This is a genomic window from Runella sp. CRIBMP (genome assembly GCF_009905605.1).
GTDB lineage: Bacteria > Bacteroidota > Bacteroidia > Cytophagales > Spirosomataceae > Runella.
On sequence record NZ_JAAAKZ010000024.1, the window covers coordinates 45,514 to 60,416 of the forward strand.

At 46.1% G+C, this 14,903-nt stretch carries 14 protein-coding genes; 5 read left to right on the plus strand and 9 right to left on the minus strand.

From position 1 onward, the window contains the following. Nucleotides 1–7 precede the first annotated feature (7 nt). From GVN20_RS27550 to GVN20_RS27580, 7 genes are all read right to left on the minus strand, one after another. Nucleotides 8–3,022: a SusC/RagA family TonB-linked outer membrane protein gene (locus tag GVN20_RS27550; protein ID WP_206023387.1), complete on the minus strand. Its 3,015-nt coding sequence runs from the start codon at nucleotides 3,020–3,022 to the stop codon at nucleotides 8–10. A 269-nt stretch (nucleotides 3,023–3,291) separates the two neighbouring features. Next, nucleotides 3,292–4,149 carry a sugar phosphate isomerase/epimerase gene (locus GVN20_RS27555; RefSeq protein ID WP_166561424.1) on the minus strand — a complete coding sequence of 286 codons (858 nt, stop codon included), beginning with the start codon at nucleotides 4,147–4,149 and terminating at the stop codon, nucleotides 3,292–3,294. A 75-nt stretch (nucleotides 4,150–4,224) separates the two neighbouring features. Beyond that, nucleotides 4,225–5,934, minus strand: coding sequence for a GMC oxidoreductase (locus GVN20_RS27560; protein ID WP_166561425.1), 1,710 nt, complete (start codon nucleotides 5,932–5,934; stop codon nucleotides 4,225–4,227). Nucleotides 5,935–6,025: 91 nt separating this feature from the next. Beyond that, entirely contained in the window at nucleotides 6,026–6,544 is a 519-nt protein-coding gene (locus GVN20_RS27565) for a gluconate 2-dehydrogenase subunit 3 family protein (protein ID WP_166561426.1), read from the minus strand. Nucleotides 6,545–6,608: 64 nt separating this feature from the next. Beyond that, nucleotides 6,609–7,379, minus strand: a complete 771-nt coding sequence (locus GVN20_RS27570) for a sialate O-acetylesterase (protein WP_166561427.1) — start codon at nucleotides 7,377–7,379, stop codon at nucleotides 6,609–6,611. A 94-nt stretch (nucleotides 7,380–7,473) separates the two neighbouring features. Continuing rightward, nucleotides 7,474–8,913: a sulfatase-like hydrolase/transferase gene (locus GVN20_RS27575; protein WP_166561428.1), complete on the minus strand. Its 1,440-nt coding sequence runs from the start codon at nucleotides 8,911–8,913 to the stop codon at nucleotides 7,474–7,476. 164 nt (nucleotides 8,914–9,077) lie between these two features. Continuing rightward, nucleotides 9,078–9,959 (minus strand): AAA family ATPase, encoded by an 882-nt coding sequence (locus tag GVN20_RS27580; RefSeq protein WP_166561429.1) that lies wholly within the window; start codon nucleotides 9,957–9,959, stop codon nucleotides 9,078–9,080. A gap of 340 nt (nucleotides 9,960–10,299) precedes the next feature. On the opposite strand from GVN20_RS27580, the gene GVN20_RS30205 reads away from it, so the two are divergent. The 5 genes from GVN20_RS30205 (at nucleotide 10,300) to GVN20_RS27605 (ending at nucleotide 11,977) form a co-directional block, all read left to right on the plus strand. Next, nucleotides 10,300–10,587, plus strand: a complete 288-nt coding sequence (locus GVN20_RS30205; protein WP_409033851.1) for an Arm DNA-binding domain-containing protein — start codon at nucleotides 10,300–10,302, stop codon at nucleotides 10,585–10,587. Beyond that, a complete protein-coding gene (locus GVN20_RS27590; protein ID WP_166561430.1) occupies nucleotides 10,551–11,063 on the plus strand; it encodes a site-specific integrase in 513 nt (170 codons plus the stop codon). The genes GVN20_RS30205 and GVN20_RS27590 overlap by 37 nt, the downstream gene beginning before the upstream one ends. Nucleotides 11,064–11,290: 227 nt before the next feature. After that, on the plus strand, nucleotides 11,291–11,512 hold the full coding sequence (locus GVN20_RS27595) for a helix-turn-helix transcriptional regulator (protein ID WP_166561431.1): 222 nt from the start codon (nucleotides 11,291–11,293) through the stop codon (nucleotides 11,510–11,512). After that, on the plus strand, nucleotides 11,496–11,831 hold the full coding sequence (locus tag GVN20_RS27600; RefSeq protein ID WP_166561440.1) for a HipA N-terminal domain-containing protein: 336 nt from the start codon (nucleotides 11,496–11,498) through the stop codon (nucleotides 11,829–11,831). The genes GVN20_RS27595 and GVN20_RS27600 overlap by 17 nt, the downstream gene beginning before the upstream one ends. Then, on the plus strand, nucleotides 11,828–11,977 hold the full coding sequence (locus GVN20_RS27605; protein ID WP_229599212.1) for a hypothetical protein: 150 nt from the start codon (nucleotides 11,828–11,830) through the stop codon (nucleotides 11,975–11,977). The genes GVN20_RS27600 and GVN20_RS27605 overlap by 4 nt, the downstream gene beginning before the upstream one ends. Nucleotides 11,978–12,135: 158 nt before the next feature. Here the strand turns inward: GVN20_RS27605 and GVN20_RS27610 are convergent, their stop codons facing one another. Both GVN20_RS27610 and GVN20_RS27615 read right to left on the minus strand, forming a co-directional pair. Next, the gene (locus GVN20_RS27610; protein ID WP_166561432.1) at nucleotides 12,136–13,398 is read right to left on the minus strand and encodes a DUF11 domain-containing protein; all 1,263 of its coding nucleotides are present in this window, start codon (nucleotides 13,396–13,398) and stop codon (nucleotides 12,136–12,138) included. 89 nt (nucleotides 13,399–13,487) lie between these two features. After that, nucleotides 13,488–14,903, minus strand: a 1,416-nt coding sequence (locus tag GVN20_RS27615) for a hypothetical protein (RefSeq protein WP_166561433.1), incomplete at its 5' end; no start/stop codon positions are given.

Sequence of the window (14,903 nt, forward strand, 5' to 3'; positions counted from 1 at the left end):
TAACGCATTAAAATTCAACAACTAAATGACCAAAAAAGCGACGCTGAGTAGGATAAGGAGCAATATCTACCCCCGATGCTACGGCTTGTAATCCAAAAGTAGAAGTCTCGGGATCGTAGCCACGGTATTTGCTGAATGTCAATGGGTTTTGGCAAGAAAAGCCTACGCGCACCCGTGATATTTTATTGTTGGACCACTTATTCAGGGAAGTGGTGGGTACGGTGTAGTACAATGCGGCCTCGCGCAAACGAAGATAAGAGGCATCTTGTACCCATCGGTCGGCACCGTTGTGAGGAGCTAAGCCCCGCTGACGGCCATTAGGCACGCCGTCGCCGTTATCGTCATCGTCCCAGTCAGGAGAAGTTCCGCCACCATCCCACAAAAACTCGGTCAGGTTGATATTGTCACCGCCTTTTTTCCAGTGCCAAAGCATGTTGAAATCAAAGTTTTTGAAGAAGTTGATTTCATTGCTCCACGACATCTGGAAGTCAGGCTGGTTGTTTCCTAAAATATAGGCTCCTGTGCGCACACCTTCGGCAGCAGGCGTATCATTGGCATCACGTGCTGGGCGTGTTCCCACGATGGTGGTAGGTGAAAAGCCCTCTTGGTACAGGAACGTCCCTAAAGTTACCCCAAAAGCGCCTGAGTTGTAGGCTGGAATCCCCAACTTGGTGAGCAGAATGTCGTTTTTCCACCACAATACCCGCGAGCTCCAGCGAAACTTTTCTTTTTGGGCAATGGTCCCCCCCAGCGAAAGTTCTACGCCACGGTTTTGGAGTTGGGCTAAGTTAGTAGGTATTGTACTGATACCCACTGCCGGAGAAAGTTGTAAATTCTGGATATTGCTACGGGTTTGCTTATCGTAGTAGGTCGCTTCTAGTTGGATTCGGTTGTTAAATAATCCTAAATCCAACCCAAACTCCAACTCACCCGCCCGTTCAGGTTCGATGGCGGTATTGCCCGCCGCAGTGGTCACCACCGAGCCTAGCAATCCGCCGATATTGGCCGAGTTGAGCGGCGTAAATGTGGTTCCAAAACCTGGTACCCCAGCGGTTTGTCCATAGGCAACGCGTGGCTTGATTTGCGAGAAAACAGAAGATAAGCTCGACGAGCGAATGAAGTCAAAGTTGGCAATGTTGATGGCCAAAGATGCTTTCGGGAAAGCCCAAAACTTGTCGGCATCGCCAATAAGGGTTGATTTGTCCCAACGTACGCCCGCCGTAGCGATGATTTTATCATCCCAGTTGGCTTCTTGTTGAACAAACGCCCCTACGTCGGTAATGGTCTGAAAACGTTGGTCAAAAATTTCTTGTACTGTTCCCTGACGTAAGTTGGTTTGACCTCCTGCCAATCCACGCGAGCGGTTGAGTAAGCGGTCTTCGCGGAAGTTAAGCCGCACCGCACCTGCCTGCGACGTAAGATTGACTTTCCCAATGTTCCAGTTATAAACCAATGCTGTTTGAAAGTTGGTATTCACGTTTTCGGTTTTCCCCCAAATCACATCGCCAGGGTTTCCTTGGGCGCGTTGAAATTGCAAATCTTCGGGAAGGTAAACAAAAGTAGTTCCTTGGGTGTAGTCCAAGCCTCCTTGTCCTACCAATTTCAGTAGTGATTTTTCTGATTTGTAAAGATTCGCCGTCAGGTTAAACGACTGAATAAATCGGTTGACATTGGTGTTGTTAATACCACGGTCGGTCACTGCTATGGGATTTTCGGAAAAGTAAGGGTTGTCGGGGTAGCGACCGCTTTCATCGGGGAAAAGGTTATAATAATTGGGGACGTAAGCGATGTTGTACCCAATACTCGCCCCTGAGTTATTTTGGTTTCCCGTAAAACCCCGGTCGGAGTTGGTATTGATGTAGTTTGACCCTACGGATAAGGTAATATCGTTGGTCAGTTTATGGTCGATATTGGCGCGTAACGAATAGCGTTTAAAGCCCGTACGGCGAACAATGCCTTTTTCGTCGGTCAAAGCTCCCGAAATGAAAAACTTGGTTTTGTCGCTCCCGCCCGAAATCCCCAAACGAGTGTTGGAAAGTGGTGCCGTGTTTCCGTAAAAATATTTTTCATAATCCCAGGTTTGGCCATTGGCTGCGCGAAAACGCTCTAATTCTATTGGGCGACGAGCGGCGGCAAAAAATGTATTTATTTTTGCTTCCGTCCAGTTGTCCACCCCAAACAGGCGCTGTGGTGTAGCAAATCCGTAGTCTTGGGCAAACGATACTTTTGTTTTGCCTGCACTACCGCGTTTGGTGGTGATGATGATTACCCCAGCATTGGCCCGGGTACCGTAGATAGCCGCCGCCGATGGCCCTTTGAGGACTTCTACGTTTTCGATGTCGTTGGGGTTTAAGTCAGAAATACGGTTAGAAGCATCGTCTTGGGTTTCTGCCCCTGCGCCTGTTACCGAGGCACGACCCGAACGATTAACCCCGTTGTTGGCATAGACTCCGTCAATAATGTAAAGAGGTTGAGAGGCCCCTACTAGCGATGAAATACCCCGCAACTGAATCGAAACCCCACCTCCTGGGGCGCCACCGTTGGTGTTCATGTTGACCCCCGGCAGTTTTCCATAAAATGCGTTGTCGACCGTTTGGATTTGGGTCGTCCCCATGAGGTCTTTGGCCGAAAGAGTTGCTACGGCGTTGGCCAGATTAGAACGTTTGATGCTCGACGCCAAACCAGTCACAACGACTTCCTGAAGGTTTGAAACGTCTTCGATGAGTGTTACATTAATGGTGCTGTTGTTGCCAACAGCCACCTCTTTCGATTGAAAACCAATGGAAGAAAAGACCAACGTCGCGTTGTTTTGACGGAGCGTAATTGAGTACGTTCCATCCGCCCCGCTGGTGGTGCCTATTGTTGTGCCTTTCACAACGACATTCGTTCCTGGGATAGGGGAGCCATCAGCGGATTTGACAGTTCCGCTGACTTGGTTTTGGGCAAAGGCAATTGCGGTTAGTAACCACATCCCCGTTGCAAAGACTAGCCTTGCCTTCGAAAAATAGGTAAATTTTAACATGAATTTGACGATTTAGTTTATATTGAAATGGTTTACTCAACTCAAAAACAAAAGCGGATGCTTCAATGTTTTGAAATCAAGGGGGCTATAAACCAGAGAAGATTTTAACGCTGTTGTTAGAGAGTTGTTGAGAGCAATAATATTGAAATAATTCTAATCTTAAAAAAAATATCCCTAAAAATTGTTGCTACTTAGGGATACAATAAAAACAAAAAAGTAGAGCCCCCTATCAATGAGTATAGGAGGCTCTACTTAAAATCTATTGAGAATTATAAACTCTTCAAATACGCAATGCTTTTTGGCACTTGCTCATACCAAGTGGGGCTTTCGTCTTCGATGAAATAATGCTTAATACCGATTTTCTTGGCTTCCTTAATTACACCAGCCACGTCAACTTGCCCTGTGCCCAACACTACGTCGTTTATCAAGGGGGTGCCGCCCGTCAAATCTCCTTTTACGCCATTTCTGAGGTCTTTGAGGTGAATGAGCTTGAAGCGCTTTCCGTATTTTTTTAACAAACTAACGGGCTCAGCTCCACCGTGAAATGCCCAAAGAATGTCTAATTCAAAGGATACATATTCGGGGTTGGTGTTTTTGACAATGTAGTCAAACAACGTTCCGTCTTCGTAAGGCTGGAATTCGTAGCCGTGGTTGTGGTAGCAAAAGGTGATGCCGTTTTCTTTCAGCACTTTGCCAATCATATTAAAATCATCCACGGCTTTTTTGGCTTCCTCAAACGTAAAACCACCTTTGACTTTGTGCGGAATCCATGCGCACATAAGGTAGCTAGAACCTAGCAATTTGGCCGTTTTGGCCGCCGCGGCGGGGTCTTTTACCAATTGTTCGTAGCCTCCGCCCGTTCCGGGAATTTTGATGCTGCGCTCTTCGCACATTTTTCTAAATTCTTCGGGCGTGGTGCCTTTGGCGGCTCCGCCTTCTAGTTCGGTGACTCCCAACATTTTAAGCGTGTCGAGCGTGGCGGCTACGCCTTTAGGAAAACTGGCGCGGTAGGTGTACGCCTGCATTCCAATGGGGAACGTGTATAATTTGCCTTTTTGGGCAAAAACTTCGCCAATGGCACTGACAAGTAAAAGAGCAAGGCTTAATAAAATGGTTGTTTTTTTCATTGTATTCATTTTGAGTTAGTTACTGTTTTTTTTACCACCGAGAAACGGAGTTACACCGAGAAATGAGGATTGGGATTATAACTTTCGTTTTTTCAGTTGCTTCACGGCATAATCGGCCGCGCGGGCGGTAATAGCCATGTAGGTCAGAGACGGATTTTGGGTGCCAGTGGAGGTCATGCATGCACCGTCGGTGACAAATACGTTTTTGCAACTGTGTACCTGATTCCATTCGTTTAGCATCGACGTTTTTGGGTCTTTACCCATGCGAATACCCCCCATTTCGTGAATATCTGAACCTGGGTTAGCGTGGGTATCCACCCCCCGAATGTTCTTAAATCCCGCCAACGTAAACATTTCGGTGAGTTGTTCGAGGTAGTCTTTCACCATTTTGTCGTCATTTTCCGTCCACTTCACCGACGTCACTAACTGGGGGATTCCGTAAGGGTCTTTTAGGTTGGGATCCAAACGGACGTGATTGCTTTCAATGGGCACGGTTTCGCCCATCATCCACGCGCTGATGTTCCAGTTGCCCAATTGCGGATGCAGGAGCGCATCTTTGAGCTCTTCGCCGATTTCGGCCTGTCGCGTAAGGCGTCCCCGCCCGCCACCGATGCCCGTGGCATAGCCGCGTAGAAAATCACTTTCCTGTTTGTGTAGATTCCTAAAACGCGGAATGTATGCGTTGCTGGGGTTTTTGCCGTCGGTCATTTTATCATAGTAGCCTTCATATTCGGCGTTTATGCGGCCGCGATAATTATGCCACGCAATGTATTTTCCTAAGGTGCCACTGTCGTTGCCCAGGCCGTTGGGGAAACGGCTTGAAATAGAATTCAACAAAATCAAATTGCTGTTGAGCGCCGATCCGTTGACAAAAATGATTTTGGCATAAAATTCTATCATCTCACTCGTGTTCGCGTCTACAACACGTACCCCCGAAGCACGCTTTTTTTTCTCATCAAAAATAATGGAATGGACCACCGAATGCGGGCGCAAAGTCATGTTGCCCGTTTTGGCCGCCCACGGTAAAGTGGAGGCATTGCTACTGAAATAGCCACCAAACGGGCAGCCACGGTTGCAGAGCGAACGGTGCTGACATTTGGCGCGGCCTTGGTCGTAGTGGATTTGCTGTGGATCGGTTATGTGCGCACAACGCCCCTGAATCACGTGGCGGTCTTTGTAATTTTTGGTGATGGCCTCCTGAAAATGTTTTTCGATGCAACTCAATTCAATGGGTGGCAAAAACTCACCATCGGGCAATTCTGGCAAACCGTCTTTATTTCCCGAAATTCCCGCAAATTTTTCAACGTGGCTGTACCAAGGCGCAATATCGGCGTAGCGAATGGGCCAATCGGTCGCAAACCCATCGCGAGCGGGGCCTTCAAAATCAAAGTCCGACCAACGTTGTGTTTGACGCGCCCACAATAGCGATTTGCCGCCTACGTGGTAGCCGCGCGTCCACTGAAACGGCTGTTCTTCCACAAACGGCTGTTCACCAGGCTTTAAGGCCCAGTGCATGGTTTCTTCGCGCATGAAACTCGCTCGGCCGTTGGGGTATTGATTGCGGATTTCCAACGGCACTTGACCGCGATGCTCAAATTCCCACGGATGTTTATTGGCGGTTGGATAATCGGTTACGTGTTGTACATCACGACCACGCTCCAAAACAAGGGTTTTGAGTCCTTTTTCGCACAACTCCTTCGCTGCCCAGCCGCCGCTGATTCCTGAACCAATCACGATGGCGTCGTAGGTACGGTCTTTGATGGAATCTATATTAAGATATGACATTTGAGTATTGAGTAAACAACATGGGGTATAAAGTCTTGGGTATTGAGTACTAACATTGGGGTTTCAGTAAAGAGAAAAATCCCAATACTCACTACTGAACTGGTACACACCCGTAATAATGCCCTGGTGCTTGATTGTATTTCAGGTGTTTGGTCTGAACGTATTCGGAGGTGGTAAACCCGAGAATTGTCAGTGATTTTACAAGTGTCAAATAGTCTTTTTGCATCTGGTCGGTCGACATTGCTACCTTACCCAAAACGTCTTTACGCTGGAGGGAGTTGCAATCAACGAAGGCCCGGAGATAGCGATCTTTGGCGATTGCATCGGTCTTTTCAAGGCCTTTTTTGACATTTTCCTGCACGCCTTTTTCGTAACAGTCCACCAACATTTTTTGGATAAAATCTGGCACACCCAAGTCTTTGGCTCCAGGAGTATCGGTTGTTGGAATGATAGTGTCTACCACCGAAACTAGCAACGCTTCTTGTTGAGGCGAAAGATTTAACGCCCACCTTTGGATGTTACTCGGGCTCCACGCTTCCGCCCAAGTGGGCAAAACGACGAATCCACCTGCGGCCAAGGTGACATTTTTAAGAACTTCCCGTCGGTTCATGCGTCTTTAAATTTGCTTTGTAAACTCAATGAGTTAAAGGGTTGATTTAATATAATTTACTGATTTAAAAACGTTTCATCGCTTCCGCATAGCGGCGGCCCAATTCGCGGGCGGCAGGTGCGTCAAAATGCGTTTTATCTCCTTTCTCCGCCAATCCTGCGGCTTCAACGCAGGCCGTGTGTTTAACTTTTTTAGGTAATTGGCGAAGTTGTTCATTGATGTCTTTTGCTTCTGGAATACGATTCACGAAGAAATCACCCAACGTACCAACCACAAACGGCACCTTACGGGCCGATAATTCTTTACGAAAACGCTTGATGAGCGCCTCTAATTTTTGGGTGTAACTTCCTACCAATTGGGGTTTACTGTCGCTTTCGCCTTGGTGCCACAAAATGCCTTTCAATTTCCCCGCTGGTAGCGCTGCTTTCGCCCGACGAAGGGCATCGTCGTAGGGATAGCTTTTGGTTTGGTCGTGGTAGCCACCAGGTTGCCACGAGTCAATGGCCGACCCACCCACAGCCGCTGGTATCAGACCAATCACAGCAGACGTATCAGCGTCGGCCATTACGCGGGCAAATTCCAGCCCTGGCCCAACGCCCGCTTCGGGTTTGTCGAAGTGCATGGGCGCAACGGCAGGCACCCACTGATTGTCTTTGTTAAGCATCCAAATCCGCGGATGTGGCGTGCGGTCAGACTCTTCCACCTTGCCGCGTCCTGCCATGTTTGATTGACCAACGAGCAGATACAGATGCAGTTTTTTGCCCTTAAAATCAGGGTTTTGAGCCACTGCTTTTAAAGAAAAGAGGGCGAAAATATAGAAGACTAAGTGTTTCATAAGGGATTGATTTACTTTGCGCCCCTTTCTAAACCATTGCGAAAAAAAAATAGTGTTAACTGCCATGGTTTTTCGCAATGGACGCAAGGATAGATTAATCTTTAAAATATTTTTCCAAGACTTCTTTCGGTTGCCATTGATCGGGTTTGCGTACAACGTTTTTGTAATCAAATACTTGTGATGAAATCTCAGCTGCAGTCAACGGGAAAGTATCACCGTATAGTTGTTGATGTTTTCTTAGGTCTTCCATCATTGTTTTTACTTTGGCAGTGTATTCGGGTTTTTGAGCCAGATTGTTGAGTTCGTGCGGGTCAGTTTGTAAATCAAATAGTTGGACAAAATCAACTTTTGGATAACGAATCAACTTCCAACGTCGATCACGAATAGCGCGCTGCGAGAACGTATAGGCCGTAAAGACTTGCTCACGCACCGATGGGGTTTTGTTCTGAATAATTCCCGACAAATCTTTCCCTTCTAAGTCTTTGGGAGCGGCTATGCTGAGCATTTTACAAATTGTCGGAAACAGGTCGAAAAGATACACAAAAGCGTCACTTTTTTGGTTTTTAGGAATTCCTTTTCCGCTCATAATCAGCGGCACTCTCATGCTGTGTTCGTAAAGATTTTGTTTCCCTAGTAGGCCATGACTGCCCATCGCCAAGCCGTTGTCAGCGGCAAAAACAATGATGGTATTTTTGTCTAATCCTTTCTCTTTCAGCTTCGCCAGAATCTTCCCAATGGCTTCGTCCAAGTGCGTAATCATGGCATAATACTCCGTGAGCTGTGATTTGATAACCTCGGTGGTTCGCGGATAAGCGGCCAGCATCTCGTCGCGCACGGTCATATCGCTGCCAAAATTGAAGGGATGCGCGGGCATAAAGTTTGGCGGAAGCGGTGCCGTTCCGTAACGCTTGAGATAATCGGGCAAAGGCGAGCGCGGGTCGTGCGGGGCCGTAAACGCTACGTACGTGGCAAAAGGTTTATTGGCCGATTGTTTGTCTAAAAACTGAATGGCCGTTTCGGCAAAATGATCGGTAGAGAATCCTTTTTTGATGGGGGGCGTAAAGGTTCCGTCGGGTTTCAAATCACACATCGGAGTTTGATAATGGTCGGCCATTCCGCCGAGCATCACGTTTTTGGCTTCCATAAAACTCGCTCCTACGGCGGCGGGTTCGTTGTGCCATTTGCCCGTCATAAACGTAGAATAGCCATTTTGGCGCAGTAGCATCGGCCACGTAGTCACGCCATTTAGTTTGTCAGTTACTCTAAAAAAGCCTTTTCCACTCATCAACATCGCGCGGCTCGGCGCACAAACGGCTCCGTGATTACCCCCCAAAATATGCGCCTCGCTGAACAACATACCATTGCGCGCCAATTGGTCGAGATTGGGCGTTTGGACGTAAGGATTGCCGTAACAACCCAAAGCATCGGCGCGGAGATCGTCGGCAAAAAGGAAGAGAATGTTGGGTTTGGGAGATTGGGCGTAAACTGACTGATAAAGCAGAAAACAGAGTAATATAGATACGTTCCGAATCATGGAGTTGCCGTTGGTTTATTTCTGCTTTTAAAAAGCATTTTTTGGCAACCAACTACTAGATGTATCTCTTTCAAAACAAAATACTAAGCTTGATAGAATCCGCAGCGCCTGGCAGATAGCACACAGAGCTATCTGGTCTGACTATCGTCTGACCTTCCACAGAATTAAAAATCTCCGTAATTTACCTGCAAACACGGTAAACCCAGCTCCAGGCGCCACAAATCCACGACTTGATTGCGGTCGTCGAGCACGAACTGTACGAAATATTGCCCTTTTATGTGCGCTTCGTAAAGCTCTTTTTTGACAACTGCATCTTTGCGCATATCTCCCGTCGTACGCATATAGAGCGCGTGATAAGGGATGTTGTTGTATTTCAGCCAATTGAGTGTTGGCGTTCGCGCTTTCTCTTCTCGGCCCGACATCAGGATAATTTTAACGCCTAAGGTATGATACGTTTTGATGATTTCGGCAATGGGCTGGTTGAGGTCATCCAATTCGCACGACATGGAATCGTAAGGGCTTCGGTTTCTCAAAATAGCCAACGTGCCGTCCAAATCACACAGGATAGCAGGCGGTAAACTTGGGTCTTGGGGCTGATAATGCGGCCCGCGCTCATCGCCCAACACGTGGGTTTTGTACATCCGCAAAATCACCTCGCGGCCTACTTTCTTCTCCCGCACTTCATCCCGAGCCAAGCTTTCTTCCAACGAAGTGTTCATTTCCCGAATCTCAATTTTTACCTGCTCACCCGTGTCTTTGGTATATTTTTCCACCACCTGACGAATCCGCTCCACGGGCCGCTCCGAAAGATTAGTATCATCAATAATGACGTGTTTTCCATCACGCAGGGCTTCCACCAACATTAAATCACGGACACGTTCTACAAATTTCTCATTGTGTTTTGAATGCTCGCTGTTGTCGAGCATGGCGCGGAGTTCGTCTTTGTTGAGCCGCTTGTACATGCCTTTATTTTCATCCAACAGTTGTCGGGCTAGGGTGGATTTTCCACTCGCAGGCAAGCCTCTTAGTAAAATTACTTTTTTCATTTTTTAGACATCATAAATTGGCAAACGGCTTCTTAAAAGTTGGCCGAATTTGTTTCTAGATAATTTCGTCATACGGTTTTTGGTCAAACATTTTGAACAAAACCGCCGGATAACGACAGGTTTGAAAATACAGTGTGGTGTCTTTGCGGGTTTCTAAAATTCGAAAATTAGCTTTCCAGATTGCTTCAATTTCGGCAAATTTCGTCAAAAGTTGCGTGTGGGTTTCTTTCACCCAATCATAAAATTCATCGGGGACTTTTTCCAAAATCGGCGCTAAATCCTGCCCCTCTATACTACAAAGTATACTCAAAAGCGGAGAACATCCCATCATGATTCGTTTATCAAAGACCAAAAACCCAAGTATGTTTCTGTAGGCCGTAACTGTGATTCCGATCTTTGGGACTTTGCCAAAGAACTCCCCAAACGGAAACATCCCAATTACCCCCAACTCGAAATCATCATCATCAAAAAAAACGAAGCCCAAAAACTCGTTCTTAACTTAGAAGACGAAAAATGGGATTTCACATTGCAGGAAGTAGAGCAGAAATACCGAGCTGCGACTAAAAAAAACACGGTCCTGATTATCTTGAAATGGTTATTCAACGTCTTATTGAGGAAGGGCGTGTAAGTTATGCAACATCACACAAAGACCTGCGAGGAGTGTTGAAGCAATTTACCAAAAACAAAGATTTTGCCTTTACTGACATTGACCATAATTTTCTGCGAAAGTGGGAACATCACTTCCATAAACAGATGATTTCTCCAAATTCTATAGGTGTCTATTTTCGGATGCTGCGTTCTCTCTTTAATAAAGCAATCAAAGAAGGATATACAAAAAAAAACTACTACCCTTACGACGAATACAAGGTATCTCGGTTCAAGGAGCAGACCCGCAAACGCGCCATTACAAAAGAAGAGATAAAGAAAATTGAAGCCTTGGAATTGGAACAGGGAAGTAGCCTTTATCACACTCAGCAATTCTTTTTATTCAGTTACTATTGCTCCGGGATGAACTTCAAGGATGTGGCACAGATTCAATGGAGTAATTTTAAAAAAGTGGAGACCAAGCTTTCCATGACCTATGATCGCAGTAAAACCACCTAGCTTTTCAACATTCAACTAAAAATTTATTATAATTGTTAAAACTCCATTCTTTCAAAAATATCAAGCAAATACTTGCCAAGGTGAGAGCTAGAATCAAGCACTAAAAGTTCAAAGAAATAGAGAAGTATAAATTAGACAAAGACAATTTATTATTTATACCTTTTAGGGTATAAATAATAACAAAAATATTGTATTTACACCCTAAAAGGTATAAACATATTGTAATTATGCTTTTAAGTAAATTCGTTAAAGAAAAGCGTAATGCTGCCAAACTGACTCAGCCCGAATTGGCAGAGAAAGCTGGGGTGGGCCTTCGCTTTATTCGTGAACTAGAACAGGGTAAACAAACCTTGCGAATGGACAAGGTAAACCAAGTGTTACACTTATTTGGGTATGAGACAGGGGCGGTACCCCTTAACCGTAAACTACTGACTGAGGAGAAAGGCTGAAGTCAAATTCCACGCTTTAACCGCAGGGTGGCTGATACAGGATGAAAACGGGTATCATTTTGAATATGACAAAACGTATTTGGAGGGAGATAAACCCGAGCCGATCAGCCTTAAGCTGCCCTTACAACAGGTTGCTTTTACCGATAAAGTACTGTTCCCCTTCTTCGACGGCCTGATTCCCGAAGGATGGCTGCTGGACATTGCCCAAAGAAACTGGAAACTCAATCCACGTGATCGAATGGGATTATTGCTGGCTTGTTGCAGAGATTGTATTGGAGCGGTAAGCATCTACCCTGTTGAAGAGAAGGAAAGACTATGAAAAGGTGTTTGTCTTGTTATCAACTTTTAGGAACAACGGAAACTGATTTTCATGCTTCGTGCAGTAAAAAAATCTTTGGAAGTGCCACTCCTCCCGATCTGCCCTATACCGAAAATCAAATGGAAGAACTGGCGAAACAGGAGTAAAGTAATGACGAAGTATATTTGTAAAAGCTTATAAGGGGTTTACAGGGTAAGATATACCAGGGCATCAAAAGTGCCCTGGTATGATGCACGACGCTATACTCTATCTTAATTCTCGTTGAAAAAAAGTGCTAAACATAGATTCCTTGCGTATCAATAAGCTATTTTCTAATTTTCACTACGGTAAAGGGCACACATACCGCCTTGGTAGGACAGCAATCACCTTCGTAGAAAATGTATGAACAACAACCTTCCGTTGGACAAGACACATTAGTTGCCGTAAAGCGATATGTACCTGCGGTGGTTACTTGGAGAGTAGAGGTAGTAGCCCCCGAAATAGGTTGGTTGTCTTTATACCATTGGATATTGGTATATCCATTGGGAATAGACAATTCAAAAATCTGACCCGCGCAAATGGGGGCAGGTACCGTCACACAAGTACGGCCAAAATCATCTTCGGTTTCGATATTGTTGTTGGGTGTCGAATCCACGTCTTGTTCGTTTGCCTTGCTGATTTGAGCCGTGAAGTATTGCACTCCCGTCTGTATTACTTTGGCAATGACCGATATGGTCACCGTTTGCCCTACGGGAATAGCCCCGATGGTCCAAGTTCCGGTGGCTGGTGTGTAATTTCCCGTCGCTGTGGCGTAACTTTGGAAGCTCATTCCCGCGGGTAAAAGGTCTTTTACTTCCACGCCCGAGGCAGGATTTTGGCCTTCGTTTTTGACAGTAACGGTCAGGGTAATGATTCCGTTAAGCCCTGGCTGCTGATTGTTGGTGGCTACTGTAAGCGATAAGTCAATGGGAGGATTACAATTAGCATCAGGCCCTAATTTTTCGATAAACTGCTCTAAGGGAACCACGTTTCCGCTTATGGCTTGACCCGAACGCGAATAAAAACTACAGGCGGTATTGAGTAAAGCTAAATTTTTGGCTGCGGCCACAAATGGATCATTTTTGGCTAAAATGCCCACCGGGCCATTACAAGAATTGCCTTTGAAAGTAAAAAGTGCAACGGGTGCACCACTCACAAAAGGCCCATAATTGGTCTCTGTAGGTGCTTTGCCAATCACATAGTAATTATAATTAGGGTCTAAGCCCGCCGAAGAAAATACCGACTGGCTTCCTAATTTCAGGGGGCTTTTTTCCCAAAAACCTTTAATATCTGTAATGTTCTGAATGACAAAGTCTTTAGGCACTTTCAAGGATACCTGCGCGGTGGCCCCAAACTCCTTGGTGTCGCTGTTGTTGGCATTAGGTGTAGCGTATTTGGGTACGACCCAAACCTTGTACAGCTGCGAGTTAACATCGTAGGTCAATTGATAGTTGACTTGGTTGGTCGAAAGCTGTTGTGCCGTTGCCGGAATAAGCCCAAAGAGCAGAATGAGTCCAATCCAGGCAAGAGTAAATAATCCCTTTTTCATGGTAAACTTTGTTTATTTCGTAGTAGTTGGGAATATTGGGAATAGACGATGGGGGGAGGATAAACTCGCCCCCATCGTTTTAAGAAAATTTATTTAGGCAATTGCTGCTGAATGATAAAGAAGTTCTGTTTGAGACCGTTACCGGGGTGATTGTTAATGACGTTTTGGTAGATGTACTCTAAATCATTTGTTGTCCCCTGGAAGATCACTTCTCCGTCCATATTGATGTCTCCGGTGTAGTAACCAGGCAGGATGAAGAACGGTAACAGAAGCGAATTGGCCGCTGCTCCGATCACCTGTTGGTAGACCACGTTGACGTCATTATCGGTCCCTTGATAAATCACTTGACTATCATAGAGTGCATTGCCCGCCCAAAGTGCTTTCCCTTGCACCACATCCACTTGCGATTGATGAATCGTAGCATTACCCAATACATAAGTAGGGGTAGTGGGCACGCGGAAGTCAACGACCGAGGCAATACTAGTTAGCGGAAGCTTCGTTTTGGACATGACTCCCAAGTGGTTACGGTGACGAACAGCTACGAAGTAGTCCGCAGGAATCGCCGTAGTAAATACCAGCGCTGATGTGCCATCCACATCCACAATATCTCCGTCGCGTTGTACTAAGGCCGAACGACTATCAACAATCTTGGTTGAATCGGAGGCGCTGCGCAGTTCCACAAATACCCAGTCAACAATCGCATCCTGACCCGTGGTACTCAGTACCGTAGCGGAGGTAATCGTATCGGTTTGTGTAATAGGGGTCCACGCCACATAAGGAGATTTTCTTGGAATCAGGTTTTTGACCCGTAAATCATCGCGCATTAAATTGCCCGAGAAAACGCCAAACAACGAACCTTGTAGATATACTTTAGGTAACAATCTAACTGAGCAGTTTTGGGCGTTGACTGTTGCCATTACTCTGCTGGTACTGATTGCTGTTGGGCAAGTTGGGTCAGTACTACGTGCTTGGGCGTAGAATACGGTGTTAGCGGCCACGTTTCCAGTAGGTTTGAAATTGAGTCCAGTGAATACCGCCGAACCACCTGATGCCTGAGTAAACCACTCGACCGTACCAAGTCCTACTACCGTAGCTTTGAGGGTTGGGAAAGTATCCCCAATACAAGCCGTCAAGCTACTTGTTAATAAGATTGGCAGTGCAGGGTTACAGTTACAGTTTGGCCCTGTGAAGAGCGTATCGAATTTACAAGCTGCGCTCAAACTATCAGTAATCGTAATCGTAGCTCCCGAAGGAATACCCGCTACGGTATAAGGGTTGCTACCTGTCAGTGTCCCTTTGTTGGCCTTTAGGATTCCGACTTGACCCGTAACGGTGAACGTAATACTGTAGGTCTGAATATCTGTCGAGCAAAGTGGCGCACCTGTTAAAGTGACTTTCGATTTGACACAAGGATCAGGCGAAAGTACCGTAATATACACCGTAGCGGTATCACACAGGTTCGGCGTTCCGTTGTCGCAGACCTTGTAAATGAACTGGTCAGGACC

Coding starts and splice junctions, on each gene's coding strand:
- GVN20_RS27565 (WP_166561426.1), bottom strand. CDS start 6,544: ATGAACCGACGGGAAGTTCTTAAAAATGTCACCTTGGCCGCAGGTGGA.
- GVN20_RS27580 (WP_166561429.1), bottom strand. CDS start 9,959: ATGAAAAAAGTAATTTTACTAAGAGGCTTGCCTGCGAGTGGAAAATCC.
- GVN20_RS27560 (WP_166561425.1), bottom strand. CDS start 5,934: ATGTCATATCTTAATATAGATTCCATCAAAGACCGTACCTACGACGCC.
- GVN20_RS27575 (WP_166561428.1), bottom strand. CDS start 8,913: ATGATTCGGAACGTATCTATATTACTCTGTTTTCTGCTTTATCAGTCA.
- GVN20_RS27610 (WP_166561432.1), bottom strand. CDS start 13,398: ATGAAAAAGGGATTATTTACTCTTGCCTGGATTGGACTCATTCTGCTC.
- GVN20_RS27555 (WP_166561424.1), bottom strand. CDS start 4,149: ATGAAAAAAACAACCATTTTATTAAGCCTTGCTCTTTTACTTGTCAGT.
- GVN20_RS27550 (WP_206023387.1), bottom strand. CDS start 3,022: ATGTTAAAATTTACCTATTTTTCGAAGGCAAGGCTAGTCTTTGCAACG.
- GVN20_RS27570 (WP_166561427.1), bottom strand. CDS start 7,379: ATGAAACACTTAGTCTTCTATATTTTCGCCCTCTTTTCTTTAAAAGCA.
- GVN20_RS27590 (WP_166561430.1), top strand. CDS start 10,551: ATGGTTATTCAACGTCTTATTGAGGAAGGGCGTGTAAGTTATGCAACA.
- GVN20_RS27595 (WP_166561431.1), top strand. CDS start 11,291: ATGCTTTTAAGTAAATTCGTTAAAGAAAAGCGTAATGCTGCCAAACTG.
- GVN20_RS27605 (WP_229599212.1), top strand. CDS start 11,828: ATGAAAAGGTGTTTGTCTTGTTATCAACTTTTAGGAACAACGGAAACT.